An 18377-nucleotide genomic window follows, 5' to 3' on the forward strand; every position below is an offset into this window, starting at 1 on the left:
GCGCCTTCTGCGTTTGGGAGTTCTTCGACTTGCCGATCAGGCGATCAGCTGGAACACCTCGGCGGCGGCCGCGATGGTGGTCTCCAGGTCTTCCTGGGTGTGGGCGGCACTGACGAAGCCGGCTTCGTACAGAGCGGGAGCGATGTACACGCCGCGGTCCAGCAGGCCGTGGAACAGCTTGTTGAAGCGGCTGCCGTCGGTCTTCATGACCTGGCTGTAGTTGCGCGGCAGCTCGGGCAGCAGGAAGAAGCCGAACATGCCGCCTTCGCTGTCGGCGCGGAACGGCACGCCGGCTTGCTCCGCTGCGGCCGAGAGGCCTTCCATGAGGCCGCGTGTCTTGGCGGTGAGCGCTTCGTAGAAGCCGGGCTTGCGCACTTCCGCCAGCGTCGCCAGGCCGCACGCGGTGGCGACCGGGTTGCCGGACAGCGTGCCGGCCTGGTACACGGGGCCGAGCGGCGCGAGCTGCTCCATGATCGACCGCGGGCCACCGAAGGCGGCCAGCGGCATGCCGCCGCCGATCACCTTGCCCAGCACCGTCATGTCGGGGCGGAAGCCCGGGATCAGCGATGCGTAGTGCGCCTGCGCGCCGCCGAGGCCGACGCGAAAGCCGGTCATCACCTCGTCGAACACCAGCAGCGCGCCGTGCTGCGTGCACAGCTCGCGGCAGCGGCGCATGAACGCGGTGTCCGCGCGCACGAAGTTCATGTTGCCGGCGATCGGCTCGATGACCAGGCAGGCGAGATCCTTGCCGTGCAGCGCGAAGGCTTCCTCGAGTTGCGCGACGTTGTTGTATTCGAGCACCAGCGTGTGCTGCACGACTTCCGGCGGCACGCCGGCGGAGGTCGGGTTGCCGAACGTCGCGAGGCCCGAGCCGGCCTTGACCAGCAGGGCGTCCGCGTGGCCGTGGTAGCAGCCTTCGAACTTGAGGATCTTGCTGCGGCCGGTGGCGCCGCGCGCCAGCCGCAGCGCGCTCATCGCCGCTTCCGTGCCCGAGCTCACGAGCCGCACCATCTCGAGCCCGGGCATCAGGGACGCGATGGCTTCGGCCAGCTCGATCTCGCGCTCGGTCGGCGCGCCGAACGAGAAGCCGTCGCGCGCGGCGCGCGTGACGGCTTCGACGACGGCGGGATGGCCGTGGCCCAGGATCATCGGACCCCAGGAGCCGATGTAGTCGATGTAGCGCTGGCCGGCGGCGTCCCAGAAGTACGGGCCCTGCGCGCGCTGCACGAAGCGTGGCGTGCCGCCGACGGCGCGGAACGCGCGCACGGGCGAGTTCACCCCGCCGGGGATGATCTTCCGCGCGCGGTCGAAGAGTTCGGTGTTGCGGTCAGTGCTTGGTGTCATGGGCGGGCATGTCGAGCACCTGGAGCGCCTGCGCTTCCTCGTCCGTGAGTTCGCCCGGATCCGTGTCGGGCTGGGCCCAGAACAGGCGGTCGGGGATCACGTTGCCCATGCCGGGGCGGAAGCCCGCGTCCAGGCAGCGATCGAGGTACGACAGCGCTTCGCCCGCGGCGGCCGCAAGGTCGCTGCCGCTGGCGACCAGCGCGGCCAGCGCGGCCGAGAGCGTGTCGCCGGCGCCGGAGAAGACTGCCTCGAAGCGCTCGAAGCGCTCGCTCGCCAGCACGGATTGCGGCGTCGCGAGCACGTTGTCGAGGAACTGGTCGGGGCAGGGAATGCCCGTCACGAAGGTGTAGGGCACGCCCATCTCGGAGGCGGCCTTGGCGATGTCGCGCGCGCCCGGGCTGCGGTCGCCGGGCCAGTCGGGCAGCAGCCAGCGCCACAGCGTGCTGTGGTTGCCGACCAGCACCGTGGTCTGCGGCAGCATCAGTTCGCGGAAGGCATCCAGGTACAAATCGATCTGCGAGTCGTCCCACCACGACAGGTTGGGCATGTAGGCGATGAGCGGCACTTCCGAGTAGTCGGCCGCGATGCCGGCGATGGCGCTCACCGCTTCGGGGCTGCCGACGAAGCCGACCTTGATCACCTGCGCGGGCGTGTCCTCGAGGATCGTGCGCGCCTGCTCGGCGACGGCTTCGTCGTCGAACGCGAAGTGGTCCATCACCTGCGCGGTGTCGCGTGCGTACGCGCCGGTGACCACGGGCAGCGCATGCGCGCCGACCGATGCGATGGCGGTGATGTCCGCGGAGAGTCCGCCGGCGCCGCTCGGGTCACTGGCGTTGAACACCATCACGCACGCGGGGCTCGCGTCGTCCTCTTCGCCGGACGGCGTCGTCGCATCGGTGGGAGTGGGGTTTGTCATGAGCCTGAATCATCCAGGCGTCGACGGTGTGCGGAACTGCCGCAGGTGCCCTAGATACAATCGTTGCATTCTATTCGACTCCCCTTTAAGCTGTGACTGAAGCAAAGACTTGGATGTGCCTGATTTGCGGGTGGATCTATGACGAAGCCGCGGGTGCGCCGGACCACGGCATCCCGCCCGGGACTCCGTGGGAGCAGGTTCCGATGAACTGGACCTGCCCCGAGTGCGGGGCCCGCAAGGAAGACTTCGAGATGGTGCAGATCTGAGGGAGGCGTCGCCTGGCACCACGAGTGCCGCGGGGCCTGCAGTTACAAAATGAGGAGCAGCGTCACGTGAGCACTTCCGCGCTCAAGGTGCTGGTGATCGATGACAGCAACACGATCCGCCGCAGCGCCGAAATTTTCCTGAAGCAGGGCGGCCACGAGGTCATGCTGGCCGAAGATGGCTTCGACGCGCTCGCCAAGGTCAATGACTACGAGCCGAACCTGATCTTCTGCGACATCCTGATGCCGCGGCTGGATGGGTACCAGACCTGCGCGATCATCAAGCGCAACGCCAAGTTCGCCTCCGTTCCCGTCGTGATGCTGTCGTCCAAGGACGGCGTCTTCGACAAGGCCCGCGGCCGCATGGTCGGCTCGCAGGACTACCTCACGAAACCGTTCACGAAGGACCAGCTGCTGCAGACCGTGCAGCAGTTCGGCGCCGCCGCGCCGTCGGCGTGAACCACAACACGAAAAGATAGACAGGAGCGATCGAAATGGCGATCCACAACGTGCTCGTGGTCGATGATTCCAAGACCGAGCTGATGTTCATGACCGACCTGCTGCAAAAGAACGGCTTCGCGGTCCGCACGGCCGAGAACGCCGACGACGCGTTCCGCCGCCTCGGCGAGGGCAAGCCCGACCTGATCCTGATGGACGTGGTGATGCCCGGCCAGAACGGCTTCCAGCTCACGCGCGCCATCACCCGCGACCCCCTGTACCAGGACGTGCCCATCATCATGTGCACGAGCAAGAACCAGGAGACGGACCGCGTCTGGGGCATGCGGCAGGGCGCGCGCGACTACATCACCAAGCCGGTCGACGCCGACGAGCTGATGGCCAAGATCAAGGCCCTGGGCTGATCGGCCCGCAGTCCCCATGGCCAACCGCGAAGCGCTGCGAGAACTCCAGACCCGGCTCGCCAACCGCCTGCAGGCGGCACGGACCGAAGGGGTACAGGCTTCGTGGCTGGCGGTGGAATCCGGCGGCGCGAAGTACCTGTTCCCCCTCGCGCAGGCCGGCGAGATCTTCCCTTTCGCCAGCACGCAGCACGTGCCCTACACCCAGGCCTGGTACCTGGGCGTCGCCAACCTGCGCGGCGGGCTCTATGGCGTGGTCGACTTCGCGTCCTTCGTCAGCGGGCGTGCGACCGCGCCGCGCACCGAAGCGCATCGCGCCGAATCGCGCCTGGTCGCCCTCGGGGCCGCGCTCGAAGTCAACTGCGCGCTGCTGATCGACCGCCTCGCAGGCCTGCGAGGCGCCGACACCTTCACCGCTACCACCGAACGGCCCGCGGACGCCCCTGCGTTCTTCGGCCGGGGCTTCACGGACGCCGCCGGCGTCTCGTGGCAGGAAATCGACCTGCAGGCCCTGTCGCAACAACCCCAGTTCCTGAGCATCAGCGCTTGACGCTTTCCCGGAAGGCTTTGCATCCATGTCCTTCAGCCTGAAGAACCTCTTCTCCAAGAAGTCGCCCGACGGCGAGAACAGCGGCGAGCTCAGCCTCGCGGCGCCGGAGGCCTCCACCGCCGACTTGTCCGGCAGCACGATGGACGCGGCCAACCGCACCGGCATGATGGCCGCGCCCGACACCGTGGACGATCCGGACTCGATCGACTCGCCGGTGCAACTGGACCAGGCGCAGCTGCTGCGCATCCCGTTCCTCGGCGAGCGCTCGATCACGGCGCACCAGCGCATCCTGTTCGGCCTGCTGGCTGGGTCGCTGGTGGTGCTGGCCGGCGTCGCGTACTACGCCTACAACTCGGCCAACCGGGTCGCGCTGCAGGTGAAGGCGACCGGTGACTCGCTGATGCAGTCGCAGCGCCTCGCCAAGTCGGTGTCGCAGGCCCTGGTGGGCAGCGCGACGGCCTTCCCCGAGGTGAAGGACAGCGCCGCGGTGCTGGCGCGTTCGGTGCGCGGCCTGAAGGCCGGCGACGACGAACTGCGCCTCAAGCCCGTGCAGGACGTCTTCCAGCCCGACATCGACAAGGTCGTGCCGCTGATGGAGCGCGCGGAGAAGAACGCCGCCACCGTGATTGCGCAGCAGAAGATCCTGACGCAGGTGGGTTCGGCGCTCCGCACCATCAACCGCCAGTCGTCCGACCTGCTGGAGATCGCCGAGACGATCGCCTCGCTCAAGTTGCAGCAGAACGCCTCGCCGGCGGAAATCTCCGCTTCGGGCCAGCTGGTGATGCTGACCCAGCGCATCGGCAAGTCGGCCAACGAATTCATGACGCTGAACGAGGGCCTGTCGCCCGAGGCGGTGTTCCTGCTCGGCAAGGACCTGAACTCGTTCAAGGAAATCGCGCAGGCGATGCTGGACGGCAGCCCCGAGCTGCGCATGGCCGCCAGCAAGGACCCGCAGATCCGCGAGCGCCTGGAGGCGCTGCTGAAGGTCTACGAACTGACGCGTGCGCAGGCCGGCGCCATCCTGTCGAACCTGCAGGGCCTGGTGTCCGCGCGTGAAGCGCAGGCGACCATCATCTCGGACAGCGAGAAGCTGCGCGGCGCCCTGGAGACGCTGCAGATCAACCTGTCGAACCAGACCGGCCTGGGCGTGGGCGCGCTGCTGGCGCTGTTCGCCGCCGCGCTCGCCGCCATCGGCTGCTCGATCGGCCTGGCCTACGTGCAGCTGCAGGACAGCCGCCGCCGCCAGGAAGTGGCCGAATCGCAGCGCCACGAAGCCGAGCGCCAGGAGCAGGAAGCCAAGCGCGTCAACGACGCCAACCAAGCCGCCATTCTTCGCCTGATGAACGAACTGCAGACGGTGGCCGAAGGCGACCTGACGCAGGAAGCGACCGTGACCGAGGACATCACCGGCGCCATCGCCGACTCGGTGAACTACACGGTGGAAGAACTTCGCCAGCTGGTGGGCAACGTGCAGAACACGGCCACCAAGGTCGCGCAGACCACGGCGCAGGTGGAATCGACCTCCACCGAGCTGCTGGCCGCATCGACCGAGCAGCTGCGCGAGATCCGCGAAACCGGCCAGTCGGTGCTCGACATGGCGGGCCGCATCAACACGGTGGCCGGCCAGGCGCAGGAATCGGCCCAGGTGGCGCGCCAGTCGCTGCAGGCTGCCGAGTCGGGCCTCGCGGCCGTGCAGAACGCCATCGGCGGCATGAACTCCATCCGCGACCAGATCCAGGAAACGTCCAAGCGGATCAAGCGCCTGGGCGAGTCGTCGCAGGAGATCGGCGAAATCACCGAACTGATTTCCGACATCACCGAACAGACGAACGTGCTGGCCCTCAACGCCGCCATCCAGGCCGCGTCGGCCGGTGAAGCCGGCCGCGGCTTCTCGGTGGTCGCGGAAGAAGTGCAGCGCCTCGCCGAACGCTCGGCAGACGCCACGCGCCAGATCTCGGCGCTGGTGAAGGCCATCCAGACCGACACGCAGGACGCGGTGGCCGCCATGGAACGCTCGACGCAGGGCGTGGTGGAAGGGGCCAAGCTGTCCGACAACGCCGGCACCGCGCTGACCGAGATCGACCAGGTGTCGCGCCGCCTCGCCGAGCTGATCGAACAGATCTCGCAGTCCGCGGTGAAGGAAGCCGAGTCCGCCAACGTGGTGGCCGGCAACATCCAGCACATCTTCGCCGTGACGGAACAGACCGGCGAAGGCACCCGCTCCACGGCGCAACAGGTGCGCGAGCTCTCGCGCATGGCCGAGGAACTGCGCCAGTCGGTTGCGCGGTTCAAGATCGCATAAGGCGGCGCCGGCGCGCACCCGCCAGCCGACCGCTCCAGCCAGAGTTTCCGCATGCAAGCCCAAGACAACGATCTCGACCTGGCGACGAACGACCTCGGCCCCCTGGCCTGGGTGCTCGACGAACTGCGCAAGTCGCTCGAAGCCGCCTCCGGCGCGCTGCGGCGGTTCGTGCGCGACGCCGGGCTCGCGCGCGGCTCCGACATGGCGTCGGTCGACGCCGGCCAGCTGCGCATCGCGCGCCAGCAACTGCACCAGGCGGTCGGTGCGCTCGAGATGGTCGGCATGGGCGCTCCCGCGCAGGTGCTGCGCGCCATGGAAACGGTGGTGCAGAAGTTCGTCGAGCGGCCCGAGCTGTGCGTCGAACCCGCCGCGGCGAAGGTCGAGCGCGCAGGTTTCGCGCTGACCGAATTCCTCGAAGGCGTCCTGCTGGGCAAGCCCACCTCGCCGGTCGCGCTGTTCCCGCAATACAAGGACGTGCAGGAGCTCGCGGGCAGCGAGCGCATCCACCCGGCCGACCTGTGGCCCTACGACTGGCGCTGGGCCGAGCCCGAGACGCCGGCGGTCGCGCAGGCGCTGGCGTACGACGCCGCGGTGCGCTCGCGCATGGACCAGGCGGTGCTCAAGATCGTCAAGGCGGCCGACGCCGCCGCGGCGGCCGATCTCGCGCAGTGCTGCCTCGGCCTGGCCGCGTCGCAGACGGCGCGCCAGCCCAAGATCTTCTGGAAGCTCGCAGCCGGCTACTTCGAAGCCGTCGCGCGCGGGCTGCTGCCCGGCGACCTGTTCGTCAAGCGCGCCGCCTCGCGCGTGCTGGTGCAGTACGCGTCGCTCGCCAAAGGCGAGATGGGCGTGTCCGATCGCCTGGCGCAGGACCTGCTGTTCTTCTGCGCGCAGGCCGTGCCGGCGCAAGCCGCCGACGCGCCGTCGCTGGCCGGCGTGCGTGCCGCTTATGGACTGCAGCGCTTCAAGCCGGTCGACTATGCGAAGCCGCAGTTCGGCCGCTTCGACCCCGCACTGCTGACGCAGGCGCGCAAGCGCATCAACGCGGCGAAGGACACCTGGACCGCGCTGTCCGGCGGTGACGCCACCAAGGTCAAGGCCGCGGGCGAGCAGTTCCACGCCATCAGCGATTCGCTCACCAAGCTGCATCCGCCGAGCACCCCGCTCGCGCAGGCGCTCAGCGCCGCCGTCGACGGCGTCGTGCGCAGCGGCCAGCCGCCGCGCACCGAAGTCGCGATGGAAGTCGCCACCGCGGTGCTGTACCTCGAGGCCGCCTTCCAGGACCTCGATCCGGCCGACGCGCAACTCGCCGTTCGTACGCAGCGGCTTGCCGAACGCCTCGACCAGGTCCGCCAGGGCGGCCAGGCGCAGGCGCTCGAGCACTGGATGGAGGAGCTGTACCGCAAGGTCAGCGACCGCCAGACCATGGGCAGCGTCGTCGGCGAACTGCGCGGCACGCTGGGCGAGCTGGAGAAGGTGCTCGACGCCTTCTTCCGCAACCCGCAGGACAAAGGCCCGCTGAAGAACGCCCCCACGCACCTGCTGCAGATGCGCGGCGTGCTGTCCGTGCTGGGCCTGGACCAGGCGACGCAGGCCGTCGCCCGCATGCGCGAGACGGTCGAGACCATCCTGCTGTCCGAGCTCGACGACGAATCGGCGGCGACGTTCGAGAAGCTGGGCAACAACCTGGGCGCCCTCGGCTTCCTGATCGACATGCTGAATTACCAGCCCACGCTGGCGAAGAAGCTGTTCGTCTACAACGCGCAGTCCGGCGAACTGCGTCCGCTCATGGGCCGCGTCGCCGAGCCGCACGTGCCGGCCGCCGGCGTCGAAGCTCCCGCACCGGTCGCCACGGCAGCACCGGCGGCGCCGGCGGCACCGGCAGCACCCGTCGTCGCAGCGGCTGCGCACGACGAGGAACCCACCATCGGCATCGGCCGTCGCGACGACCTGGCCGCCATCGCGGCGCAAGCCGTCGCCGCGCAAGCCGCGGCGGCGAAGCCTGCGCCCGCGCCCGTGGCCGCCGCCCCGGTTACTGCTGCGCCCGCGCCCGCCGTCCCGGTGTCCGCACCGGTGGTGATCACGGAAGAACCCGACGCCGAACTGCTGGAGATCTTCCTGGAGGAAGCCCGCGAAGTCGTGGGCAATGGCCTGGCCGCCCTCGACACGCTGGCCACCGCGCCGTCCGATGTCGGTGAACTGACGACGCTGCGCCGCGCGTTCCACACGCTCAAGGGCAGCTCGCGCATGGTGGGGCTGAACGAGTTCGGCGAAGCCGGCTGGGCGCTGGAGCAGGTGCTCAACACCTGGCTGGCCGACCAGAAGCCGGCCAGCGAAGACCTTCGCACGCTGGCCACCGCGGCGATGAAGGGCTTCGGCCGCTGGGTCGAGGACATCGCCGGCAAGACCGCGGGCGAGTGGAAGGCGTCCATGTTCCGCGTTCCGGCCGACGCGCTGCGCACGGAAGGCCGCCTCGTGCCGCTGTCGCTGCCGGGCAGCGCGCCCGCCGTCGCGGCGCCTGGGGTGGTGGAAGCCGCGCCGGTCCAGCCGGAAGCGCCGGCCATCGAAGCTCCTGCGCTCGAAGCTCCCGCGCTCGAACTGCCTGTCCAGCCCGCGCCGGTGGTCGTCGAAACGGCTGCGCCGGCGCTCGACGCCTTCCCCGAATTCACGCTCGACGTGCCCGCGGCACCGGTCGCGCCCGCTATCGCCGAAGTGCCGGCTGCCTCGCTCGACGTCGCGCCCGCCGCGGAGATGCCGTCGTTCGATCTGCCGGCGTTCGATGCTGCGCCCGCTGTCGACGCGCCACCCGCGCTCGACGTGCAGGCGACCGAACTGCCCGCCGACTTCGACTTCGATGCCGCCTTCGGTGCAGCCGCCCCCGCTGCTGCGCCCGCGGAGCCGCCGCAAGTCGAAACCATCGACTTCGGCAGCCTGGCCGAGATCGCGCAGCCCGCGCCGGTTGACGTGCCGGTGGCTCCTCAGGTGGTCGCGCAAGTGGCGGCGTCCACCGCGCAGCCGGCGGCGAACGAGCCCGTGGCCTCCGACGACCAGGTCAAGGTGATCGGCGACCTGCGCATCGGCATTCCGCTCTACAACGTCTACCTGAACGAAGCGGACGAGTGGTCCCGCCGCCTGGCCACCGAGCTGGCCGAGTGGGCGCTGGAACTCAATCGCGCGATCCCGGACTCGGCCGTCGGCCTGGCGCATGCGCTGGGTGGCAGCTCCGCCACCGTCGGCTTCCACGTGCTGTCCGAGATCGCCCGCGCGCTCGAGGCGTCGCTGCAGCACGCGCAGACGCTTGCCTACGGCACGCCCCAGCATGGCCGCGCGTTCGTGCAGGCCGCGGAGGAAATCCGCCGCCTGCTGCACCAGTTCGCCGCCGGCTTCCTGAAGGAGCCCGATGGCGCGGTGCTGCGCGACCTGCATGCGCTCGAGCAGCTGAAGCTGCCCAAGCGACCGGACCTGCGCGACTCCGGCCCCGGCGACCTGGACAGCACGCTGGGCGGCATCACCGGCACGCAACTGCCGGTCGAACCGGTCCAGCCGGTCGTCGCGCCGGTGGAGCCCGTTGCGGCAGCGCCCTCCGCGGCGCAGTTCGTCGCGTTCCAGTCGCTGCCCTCGAGCCAGCCCGCGACGACGGTGATGGAGAAGGAAGACGGGGACGACGACATCGACGTCGCCGACGCCATCGACCCGGACCTGTTCCCGATCTTCGAGGAAGAGGCCGCCGAACTGCTGCCGTCGCTCGGCGCCGCGCTGCGCGCGTGGGCGCAGGGTGACCGCAGTGCGCGCGACATGGTGCTGCGCGCCCTGCACACGCTCAAGGGCAGTGCCCGCCTGGCCGGCGCGCTGCGCCTGGGCGAGATGGCGCACCGCATGGAATCGGCGGTGGAAGTGCTGCCGGCGGAAAGCACCGGCGCGCAGGTCGACCCGCTGCTGCAACGCTTCGACCACATCCAGTCCCGCTTCGAGCAGGTGGCGGCACGCGCCAATGCGCCCGAGCCGGAAGTGGTGCCGCAACCCGAGCCCGCGCAAGCTGCTCCGGTTGCCGCCGCGCCCGCGTCGCCGCAGGAACCCGTCAGGCTGCCGGGCGTGGAAGTGGCCCGCATGCCGCTGGTGGTGGCACCTGCGCCGGCGCAAGCGATCGTGCCGCGCGCCCCCGGCCAGGCCGTGCGCGTGCGCTCGCAGCTGCTGGAGCGCCTGATGAACCAGGCCGGCGAGGTGATGATCACCCGCTCGCGCCTCGAGAACGAGCTGAAGACGCTGCGCGGCGCGCTCGGCGACCTCACGGGCAACCTCGACCGCCTGCGCACCCAGCTGCGCGACATCGAGCTGCAGGCCGAGTCGCAGATGCAGTCGCGCATGGCGCAGGCCAAGGACACCGCGTCGGGCTTCGACCCGCTGGAGTTCGACCGCTTCACGCGCGTGCAGGAACTCACCCGCATGATGGCCGAGTCGGTCAACGACGTCGCCACCGTGCAGCGCACGATCCAGCGCGCGGTCGAAGCGACCGAAGACGACCTGATCGCGCAGGCACGCCAGACGCGTGAACTGCAGCGCGACCTGCTGCGCACGCGGATGGTCGAATTCGAGGCGATCTCGGACCGCCTGTACCGCGTCGTGCGCCTGGCCTCCAAGGAGACCGGCAAGCAGGTCAAGCTGGACATCAGCGGCGGCTCCATCGAAATGGACCGCGGCGTGCTGGACCGCATGACGCCCGCGTTCGAGCACCTGCTGCGCAACTGCGTGGCCCACGGGGTCGAGGACCCGGGCACGCGCACCGCCGCCGGCAAGGACGCAACGGGCACCATCCTCATCAGCCTGGGCCAGGAAGGCAACGACGTCTCGGTGGAATTCCGCGACGACGGCGCCGGCCTCGACCTGGCGCGCATCCGCGACAAGGCGCTGCAGCAGGGGATGATCAGCGCCGACCAGCCGCTGTCCGAGGCGGAAGCGGCCAACCTGATCTTCATGCCCGGCTTCTCCACCGCCGCGCAGGTCACCGAACTGTCGGGCCGTGGCATCGGCATGGATGTCGTGCGTTCGGAAGTGAACGCGCTGGGCGGCCGCATCGAAACCAGCACGCAGGCCGGCCGGGGCACCAGCTTCCGCCTGGTGCTGCCGCTGACCACTGCGGTAACGCAGGTCGTGATGATCCGCAGCGGCAAGCTCACGGTGGGCGTGCCGGCCAACCTGATCGAGATCGTGCGCCGCGCGCCGTCCAGAGACGTCGAGCAGGCCTACAACAGCGGCACCTTCGACTTCGCCGGCGAGAAGCTGCCGTTCTTCTGGTCGGGCGCGCTGCTGCAGGCGTCGCCGCGCACCAACGAGCCGCAAGGCAAGACGCTGCCCGTCATCGTCTTCCGCTCCGCTGCGCAGCGCGTCGCGGTGCACGTCGACGAAGTGCTGGGCAACCAGGAAGTGGTGGTGAAGAACCTCGGCCCGCAGCTCGCGCGCCTGCCCGGCCTGGCCGGCATGACGGTGCTCGCGTCGGGGGCGGTGGTCCTGATCTACAACCCGGTGGCGCTGTCCGCCGTGTACGGCGACCAGGCCCGCCTGATGTCGGCCGACAAGGCGCAGCCCGAGGTGCTGGAAGCCAGCACCGGCGGTGCGCCGGTCGTCATGACGATGGCGCCGCTGGTGCCGCAGATCCCGCTGGTGCTGGTGGTCGACGACTCGATCACCGTCCGCCGTGTGACGCAGCGCCTGCTGCAGCGCGAAGGCTACCGCGTCGCGCTCGCCGCCGACGGCCTCCAGGCGCTCGAGCGCCTGGCCGACGAACGCCCGGCGGTCGTGCTGTCCGACATCGAAATGCCGCGCATGGACGGCTTCGACCTGGCGCGCAACATCCGCGCCGACCAGCGCTGGACCACGCTGCCGATCGTGATGATCACGTCGCGCATCGCCGAGAAGCACAAGGAGCACGCGCGCGAACTGGGCGTGAACCACTACCTGGGCAAGCCTTACTCGGAAGAGGAACTGCTCAGCCTGGTGAAGCACTATGCCGAGCAGGCGGTGCAGCCGGCGTAATCGCCTCGCTAGGTAGCGCCCCCGACCGTCGTCCCCGCGAAGGCGGGACCCACCGCTCCCGCCCCTTCCCGAGGGATCAGAGGGAAGCGATGGATTCCCGCCTCCGCGGGAATGACGACGGCGTCAGTCCGCCTTCGCGGTCTTCACGACCGCATAGCGCTCCAGCGCCCGCGCGCGGCCTTCGTCCTGGTCGACGACGGGCATCGGGTAGTCGCGGCCCAGCACGAAACCGGCGGCCTCCAGGTCGACTGGACGGGCCGTCCACGGCGCATGCAGCACGGGGGGCGGCAACGCAGCCAGTTGCGGCAGGTAGCGCGTGATGAACTTGCCCTCCGGATCGAAGCGGCGGCTCTGGGTTACCGGGTTGAAGATGCGGAAGTAGGGCTGCGCGTCGGTGCCGCACGAGGCGGCCCATTGCCAGCCGCCGTTGTTGGCCGCCAGGTCGTAGTCGTTCAGCTGCACGGCGAAGTAGCGCTCGCCCCAGCGCCAGTCGACGCCGAGCGTCTTGCACAGGAAGCTGGCGGTGACCATGCGCAGGCGGTTGTGCATGTAGCCGGTCGTGTTGAGCTGCAGCATCGCCGCGTCGACCAGCGGGTAGCCCGTGCGGCCCTCGCACCAGGCCTTGAACAAGGCCTTGCCTTTCGCGGAGTGGTCGAAGTGCACGCGGTCGTACTCGCGGCGGAAGCTGTGGCCCTGCCCGTGCTCGTCGGCCACGTGCGGGAAGTTCGCCAGCACCTGCATGTAGAAGTCGCGCCAGACCAGCTCGCCCAGCCACGTCGCGGCGCCTTCGTTGCCGCGCGATGCGAGTGCCTGCGCTTGGCGCGCCAGGTCGCGGATCGACACGGTGCCGAAGCGCAGGTGCACGCTCAGGTAGCTGGGTCCCTTCACGGCCGGGAAGTCGCGCGCGGATCCGTAGTGGTCGATGCGCTGCAGGAAGTCGTCGAACAGCGCCTTCCCGCCCGCAGTGCCGACGGGGATCGCCAGGTCCTTCAGGTTGGTGACCTCGAAGCCGAGATCCTGCAGGGAGGGGGCGTCGCATGCGAGCGCCTCAGGGCGCGGCGCGAGCGCGCTGGCGTGGCGCTCGATCGGGTACGCGCGCAGGTAGAAGTCGTCCACCTTCGCGAGCCAGGCCTTCTTGTAGGGCGTGAAGACCGAGTAGGGCGTGCCCGCCTGCGTCAGCACTTCGCGGCGGCCGAAGACCACGTGATCCTTGCCGTCGTGCAGGGCAATGCCGATGTCCGCCAGCGCACCGCGCACCTTGGCATCGCGCACGATCGCCGCCGGCTCGTCGTCGTGGTTGGCGAACACCGCCTGCACGCCCAGTTGCCGCGCCAGCCGCGGGATTTCCTCCCGGGCACGGCCGTGCACGACGATGAGGCCGTGGCGGGGTGAACCGCCGAGGAGCCGAAGCGCCACGTCCAGCTGGACGAGCGACTCACGGATGAACTCCACCCGCCGGTCGCGCCGCGGCAGCGCTTCGAGGATGTCGGTGTCGAACAGGAAGGCCGCGTGCACCTGGCGGCAGTGGCGCAGGGCGTGGTGGAGGGCGGCCTGGTCATGGGCGCGCAGGTCGCGGCGGAACCAGGCCAGGCCCGCGGCATACGGTTTGTCCATGCGGGCGTAAAATCGCATCATGCCCGGCGGTGAATCCACCATCAACCTGACGCATCATTTCCTGATCGCGATGCCGGGGCTGGCGGATGCCTCGTTCGCGAAGAGCGTCATCTACCTGTGCGAGCACAGCCCGCGTGGCGCGCTCGGCATCATGATCAACAAGCCCAGCGACATCAGCCTCAAGGGCCTGTTCGAGAAGGTCGACCTGCCGCTCGACCGCGACGACCTCGCTGCCACGCCCGTGTTCCAGGGCGGCCCGGTGCAGACCGAGCGCGGCTTCGTCCTGCATGAGGCCGTCGCCGGCGAAGTGAAGCCGGAAGAGTCCGTGTACGCCTCCACCATGACCATCCCCGGCGGGCTGGAAATGACCACGTCCAAGGACGTGCTCGAGGCCATGTCCACCGGCGCCGGCCCGCGCAAGGTGCTGGTGTCGCTCGGCTACTCGGCCTGGGGCGAAGGCCAGCTGGAATCCGAGCTGGCCGAAAACAGCTGGCTGACGGTCGACGCCGACCCGGCCATCATCTTCGACACGCCGATCGAAGAGCGTTACGACCGCGCGCTGTCGCTGCTGGGCCTGCAGGCCTGGATGCTGTCGCCGGAGGCGGGGCACGCATGAGCCTTCCGGCTCTCCCCCAAGTCCCGCGCCACTTCACCACTTTTCTTGCTTTTGATTTCGGGGCCAAGCGCACCGGCGTCGCCGTGGGCAACCGCCTGCTGCGCACCGCGACGCCACAAGCCACGATCAAGGCCGAAGGCACGCAGGCGCGCCTGGACGCGGCGATGCAGCGCGTGCAGCAGTGGCAACCGGATGCGCTGGTGGTCGGGGTCCCGTTTCATCCCGACGGCGCGAGCCACGACAATACGGCCCGCGCACGCCGCTTCGGGCGGCAGCTCGCGGCGCGGGCGAAGCTGCCGGTGTACGAGGTGGACGAGCGGTACAGCACCACCGAGGCGCTGTCCGCCGGCGCGGCGGATGCCGATGCCGGCGCCGCGTGCATCATCCTGGAGCAATTCTTGAGGAGCTTGGAATGAGCGATCTGCGGCTGGACGCCGAAGCGCTGGTGCGCGAACTCGCGCGCGGCGTGGCCCCGCTGCTGGGCAGCAGCGGCCGGCTGGTGGGCATCACGTCGGGCGGCGCCTGGCTGGCCGAGCACCTGCAGCGCGAGCTGCGGATCGAAGGCCGCGCCGGCGTCATCTCGTCGGCGATGCACCGCGACGACTTCGCGAAACGCGGCCTGGCCTACGCGGCGCAGACCGACATTCCCTTCGACGTGAACGGCGCGCACATCGTGCTGCTCGACGACGTGCTGTACACCGGCCGCACGATCCGCGCGGTGCTCAACGAGCTGTTCGACCACGGCCGGCCGGCCAGCGTGAAGCTCGCGGTGCTGGTGGACCGCGGCGGGCGCGAGTTGCCGGTGCAGGCCGACTTCGCCGCCGCACGCGTGGTGCTGCCCGACACGCAGTCGCTGCAGCTGGCGCGCGGCGACGACGGCCGCTTCGACTTCCAGGTGACCTGATGCTCCACAAGCGCAACCCGCAATTGAACAAGAACGGCGAGCTGGTCCACCTGCTGTCGATCGAGGGCCTGCCGCGCGAGATCCTGACGCACATCCTCGACACCGCGTCGCAGTTCGTCAGCGTCAACGACCGCGAGGTCAAGAAGGTGCCGCTGCTGCGCGGCAAGAGCGTGTTCAACCTGTTCTTCGAGAACAGCACGCGCACGCGCACCACCTTCGAGATCGCCGCGACGCGCCTGTCGGCCGACGTGATCAACCTGGACATCGCGCGCTCGTCGGCCAGCAAGGGCGAGTCGCTGCTGGACACCATCGCCAACCTGTCGGCGATGGCGGCCGACATCTTCGTCGTGCGGCACAGCGAGTCCGGCGCTCCCTACCTGATCGCGCAGCACGTCGCGCCGCACGTGCACGTGATCAACGCCGGTGACGGAAGGCATGCGCACCCCACCCAGGGGCTGCTCGACATGTACACGATCCGCCACTACAAGAAGGACTTCAGCAACCTCACGGTGGCCATCGTCGGCGACGTGCTGCATTCGCGCGTCGCACGCTCCGACATCCACGCGCTCACGACCCTGGGCTGCGCCGAAGTGCGCGTGGTCGGCCCGAAGACGCTGGTGCCCGGCGACATGGCGCAGATGGGCGTGCGGGTCTGCCACACGCTGGAAGAGGGCATCCGCGGCTGCGACGTGATCATCATGCTGCGGCTGCAGAACGAGCGCATGAGCGGCGCGCTGCTGCCGTCCTCGCAGGAATTCTTCAAGAACTTCGGCCTCACGCCGGCCAAGCTGCAACTGGCCAAGCCGGACTGCATCGTGATGCACCCCGGGCCGATCAACCGGGGCGTGGAAATCGACTCGGCGGTCGTCGACGGCAAGCAGGCCGTCATCCTGCCGCAGGTCACCTTCGGCATCGCCGTGCGCATGGCCGTCATGGGCATCGTGTCCAGCCACGAGAACACCAGATGAAGATCCTGATCCAGAACGGCCGCGTGCTCGACCCGGCCAGCAGCCATGACGCGGTGGGCGACGTCGCCGTCGATGCCGGGCGCATCGCGGGAGTCGGGCGCGCTCCGGACGGCTTCCAGGCCGATCGCGTGATCGATGCGAAGGGCTGCCTGGTGGTCCCGGGCTTCGTCGACCTCGCGACGCGTCTTCGCGAACCCGGCCACGAACACGCCGGCATGCTCGAGTCGGAGATGGAAGCCGCGGTCGCGGGCGGTGTCACCAGCGTCGTCTGCCTGCCCGACACCGACCCGGTGCTGGACGAGCCCGGCCTGGTCGAGATGCTGCGCATGCGCGCCGAGAAACTGCATCGCGCGCGCGTGTTCCCGCTCGGCGCGCTCACGCGCGGGCTGGCGGGCGAGGTGCTCACCGAGATGGCGGAACTGGCGGAAGCGGGCTGCGTCGGCTTCAGCCAGGCCGAAGTGCCGCTGGCCAACACGCAGGTCCTGCAGCGGGCGCTGCAGTACGCGTCGACGTACGGCTTCACCGCCTGGCTGCGGCCGCAGGATCCCTGGCTGGGCAAGGGCGTCGCGGCCAGCGGCCCGCTTGCCACGCGCCTCGGCCTGCCCGGCGTGCCCGTGGCGGCGGAGACCATCGCGCTGCACACGATCTTCGAACTGGTGCGCGCCACCGGCGCGCGCGTGCACCTGTGCCGCCTGAGCAGCGCCGATGGCGTCGCGCTGGTGCGCCAGGCCAAGCAGCAGGGGCTGCCCATCACGTGCGACGTGAGCATCAACTCGCTGCACCTGACGGATGCCGACATCGGCTACTTCGACAGCCGCGCGCGCCTGTCGCCGCCGCTGCGCCAGCAGCGCGATCGTGATGCACTGCGCGCAGGCCTGGCCGACGGCACGATCGACGCGCTGGTGTCCGACCACACGCCGGTCGACGAGGACGCGAAGACCCTGCCGTTCGGCGAGGCCGAGCCGGGTGCGACCGGGCTGGAATTGCTGCTGCCGCTGGCGCTGAAGTGGGCGCAGGACGGCGGCGCGGGCCTGGCGCGCGCGATCGCGGTGCTCACCAGCGAACCCGCACGCGTGCTCGGCATGAAGGACGTCGGCCGCCTGCGCGAAGGCGCCGCCGCCGACCTGTGCGTCGTCGATCCGGGCGCGCAGTGGGTGGTCGAGCCGGCCGCGCTGCGCAGCCAGGGGAAGCACACGCCGTTCTCGGGCTACGAAGTGGCCGGCCGCGTGCGCTGCACGCTGGTGGACGGCGACCTGGTCTGGGGCGACCGAGCGGCGGCATGAGCGCACTGCGCGCCGCCACGCGACTGGCGGGCGCGCTCGCGCAGGCGCTGCGCGGCTGGTGGACCATCACCTTCGTCTTCCCGCGGCTCTCGCCGCTTGAACGCGAGGCATGCGTCACCGCCTGGGCGCGCGGCATGCTCGGCGTGCTGGGCATCGGCCTGCAGGTGCGCGGCGAGCCCGCGCAACACGGCCCCATGCTGCTGGTGGCCAACCACATCTCCTGGCTCGACATCCTGGTGCTGCACGCGGCGCGCTACTGCCGCTTCGTGTCCAAGAGCGAGGTGCGCCACTGGCCGTTGATCGGCGCGCTGGCGACCGGCGCCGGCACGCTGTACATCGAGCGCGCGTCGCGTCGCGATGCGCTGCGCGTCGTGCACCACATGGCCGAGAGCCTGCGCGGCGGCGACGTGCTCGCCGTCTTTCCCGAAGGCACGACCAGCGACGGCATCGACCTGCTGCCGTTCCACGGCAACCTGGTGCAACCTGCCATCTCGGTCGACGCGCCGGTGCAGCCGGTGGCGCTGAGCTTCGTCGACTCGACGACGGGGCGCCCGAGCCTGACGCCTTGCTACGTGGGGGACGACACGCTGTTCACGTCGCTGTGGCGCACGCTCAGCGGTCCTGCGGTGACGGCCGTCGTGCACTTCGGCGCAACGCAACGCGCCGACGGGCGCGACCGCCGCAGCTGGGCGGTGGACCTGCGCGAGGCCGTGCTGGACCTGCGTCGCTAGGC

The 18377-nt window shown here is 69.9% G+C and carries 15 protein-coding genes; 12 read left to right on the forward strand and 3 right to left on the reverse strand.

Going from position 1 to position 18377, the window contains the following annotated elements; translation table 11 throughout:
• Positions 1–36: 36 nt before the first annotated feature.
• Positions 37–1344, reverse strand: a complete 1308-nt coding sequence (hemL, locus tag I8E28_RS03940; protein WP_200786533.1) for a glutamate-1-semialdehyde 2,1-aminomutase — start codon at positions 1342–1344, stop codon at positions 37–39.
• Complete coding sequence (gene thiD / locus I8E28_RS03945) at positions 1328–2260, reverse strand: bifunctional hydroxymethylpyrimidine kinase/phosphomethylpyrimidine kinase (protein ID WP_200786534.1); 933 nt, start codon at positions 2258–2260, stop codon at positions 1328–1330. The genes hemL and thiD overlap by 17 nt, the downstream gene beginning before the upstream one ends.
• A gap of 113 nt (positions 2261–2373) precedes the next feature.
• Here thiD and I8E28_RS03950 point away from each other — a divergent pair, with 113 nt between their 5' ends.
• From I8E28_RS03950 to I8E28_RS03975, 6 genes are all read left to right on the forward strand, one after another.
• Positions 2374–2526, forward strand: a complete 153-nt coding sequence (locus I8E28_RS03950; RefSeq protein WP_200786535.1) for a rubredoxin — start codon at positions 2374–2376, stop codon at positions 2524–2526.
• A gap of 66 nt (positions 2527–2592) precedes the next feature.
• The gene (locus I8E28_RS03955) at positions 2593–2982 is read left to right on the forward strand and encodes a response regulator (RefSeq protein ID WP_200786536.1); all 390 of its coding nucleotides are present in this window, start codon (positions 2593–2595) and stop codon (positions 2980–2982) included.
• A 35-nt stretch (positions 2983–3017) separates the two neighbouring features.
• On the forward strand, positions 3018–3383 hold the full coding sequence (locus I8E28_RS03960; protein WP_200786537.1) for a response regulator transcription factor: 366 nt from the start codon (positions 3018–3020) through the stop codon (positions 3381–3383).
• A gap of 16 nt (positions 3384–3399) precedes the next feature.
• Positions 3400–3930, forward strand: a complete 531-nt coding sequence (locus tag I8E28_RS03965; RefSeq protein ID WP_200786538.1) for a chemotaxis protein CheW — start codon at positions 3400–3402, stop codon at positions 3928–3930.
• A gap of 25 nt (positions 3931–3955) precedes the next feature.
• Positions 3956–6232, forward strand: a complete 2277-nt coding sequence (locus tag I8E28_RS03970; protein WP_239027176.1) for a methyl-accepting chemotaxis protein — start codon at positions 3956–3958, stop codon at positions 6230–6232.
• Between the two features lie 51 nt (positions 6233–6283).
• Positions 6284–12259: a hybrid sensor histidine kinase/response regulator gene (locus I8E28_RS03975; RefSeq protein ID WP_200786539.1), complete on the forward strand. Its 5976-nt coding sequence runs from the start codon at positions 6284–6286 to the stop codon at positions 12257–12259.
• A gap of 123 nt (positions 12260–12382) precedes the next feature.
• On the opposite strand, the gene I8E28_RS03980 is transcribed toward I8E28_RS03975, so the two are convergent.
• Positions 12383–13873 carry a cryptochrome/photolyase family protein gene (locus tag I8E28_RS03980; RefSeq protein WP_200786540.1) on the reverse strand — a complete coding sequence of 497 codons (1491 nt, stop codon included), beginning with the start codon at positions 13871–13873 and terminating at the stop codon, positions 12383–12385.
• Between the two features lie 19 nt (positions 13874–13892).
• Between I8E28_RS03980 and I8E28_RS03985 the strand changes: the two genes are divergently transcribed.
• Genes I8E28_RS03985 through I8E28_RS04010 form a run of 6 tightly spaced genes read left to right on the forward strand, consistent with a single transcriptional unit; the run spans position 13893 to position 18375 of the window.
• On the forward strand, positions 13893–14489 hold the full coding sequence (locus I8E28_RS03985) for a YqgE/AlgH family protein (protein WP_200786541.1): 597 nt from the start codon (positions 13893–13895) through the stop codon (positions 14487–14489).
• Entirely contained in the window at positions 14486–14905 is a 420-nt protein-coding gene (gene ruvX / locus I8E28_RS03990; protein ID WP_200786542.1) for a Holliday junction resolvase RuvX, read from the forward strand. Before I8E28_RS03985 ends, ruvX begins: the two co-directional genes overlap by 4 nt.
• Positions 14902–15393, forward strand: coding sequence for a bifunctional pyr operon transcriptional regulator/uracil phosphoribosyltransferase PyrR (pyrR, locus tag I8E28_RS03995; RefSeq protein ID WP_200786543.1), 492 nt, complete (start codon positions 14902–14904; stop codon positions 15391–15393). Before ruvX ends, pyrR begins: the two co-directional genes overlap by 4 nt.
• Positions 15393–16361 (forward strand): aspartate carbamoyltransferase catalytic subunit, encoded by a 969-nt coding sequence (locus I8E28_RS04000; RefSeq protein WP_200786544.1) that lies wholly within the window; start codon positions 15393–15395, stop codon positions 16359–16361. Before pyrR ends, I8E28_RS04000 begins: the two co-directional genes overlap by 1 nt.
• Positions 16358–17644: a dihydroorotase gene (locus I8E28_RS04005; RefSeq protein WP_200786545.1), complete on the forward strand. Its 1287-nt coding sequence runs from the start codon at positions 16358–16360 to the stop codon at positions 17642–17644. Before I8E28_RS04000 ends, I8E28_RS04005 begins: the two co-directional genes overlap by 4 nt.
• Complete coding sequence (locus I8E28_RS04010; RefSeq protein ID WP_200786546.1) at positions 17641–18375, forward strand: lysophospholipid acyltransferase family protein; 735 nt, start codon at positions 17641–17643, stop codon at positions 18373–18375. The genes I8E28_RS04005 and I8E28_RS04010 overlap by 4 nt, the downstream gene beginning before the upstream one ends.
• The last annotated feature ends 2 nt before the right edge of the window (positions 18376–18377 follow it).

It is taken from the genome of Ramlibacter algicola, assembly GCF_016641735.1.
Lineage (GTDB): Bacteria > Pseudomonadota > Gammaproteobacteria > Burkholderiales > Burkholderiaceae_C > Ramlibacter > Ramlibacter algicola.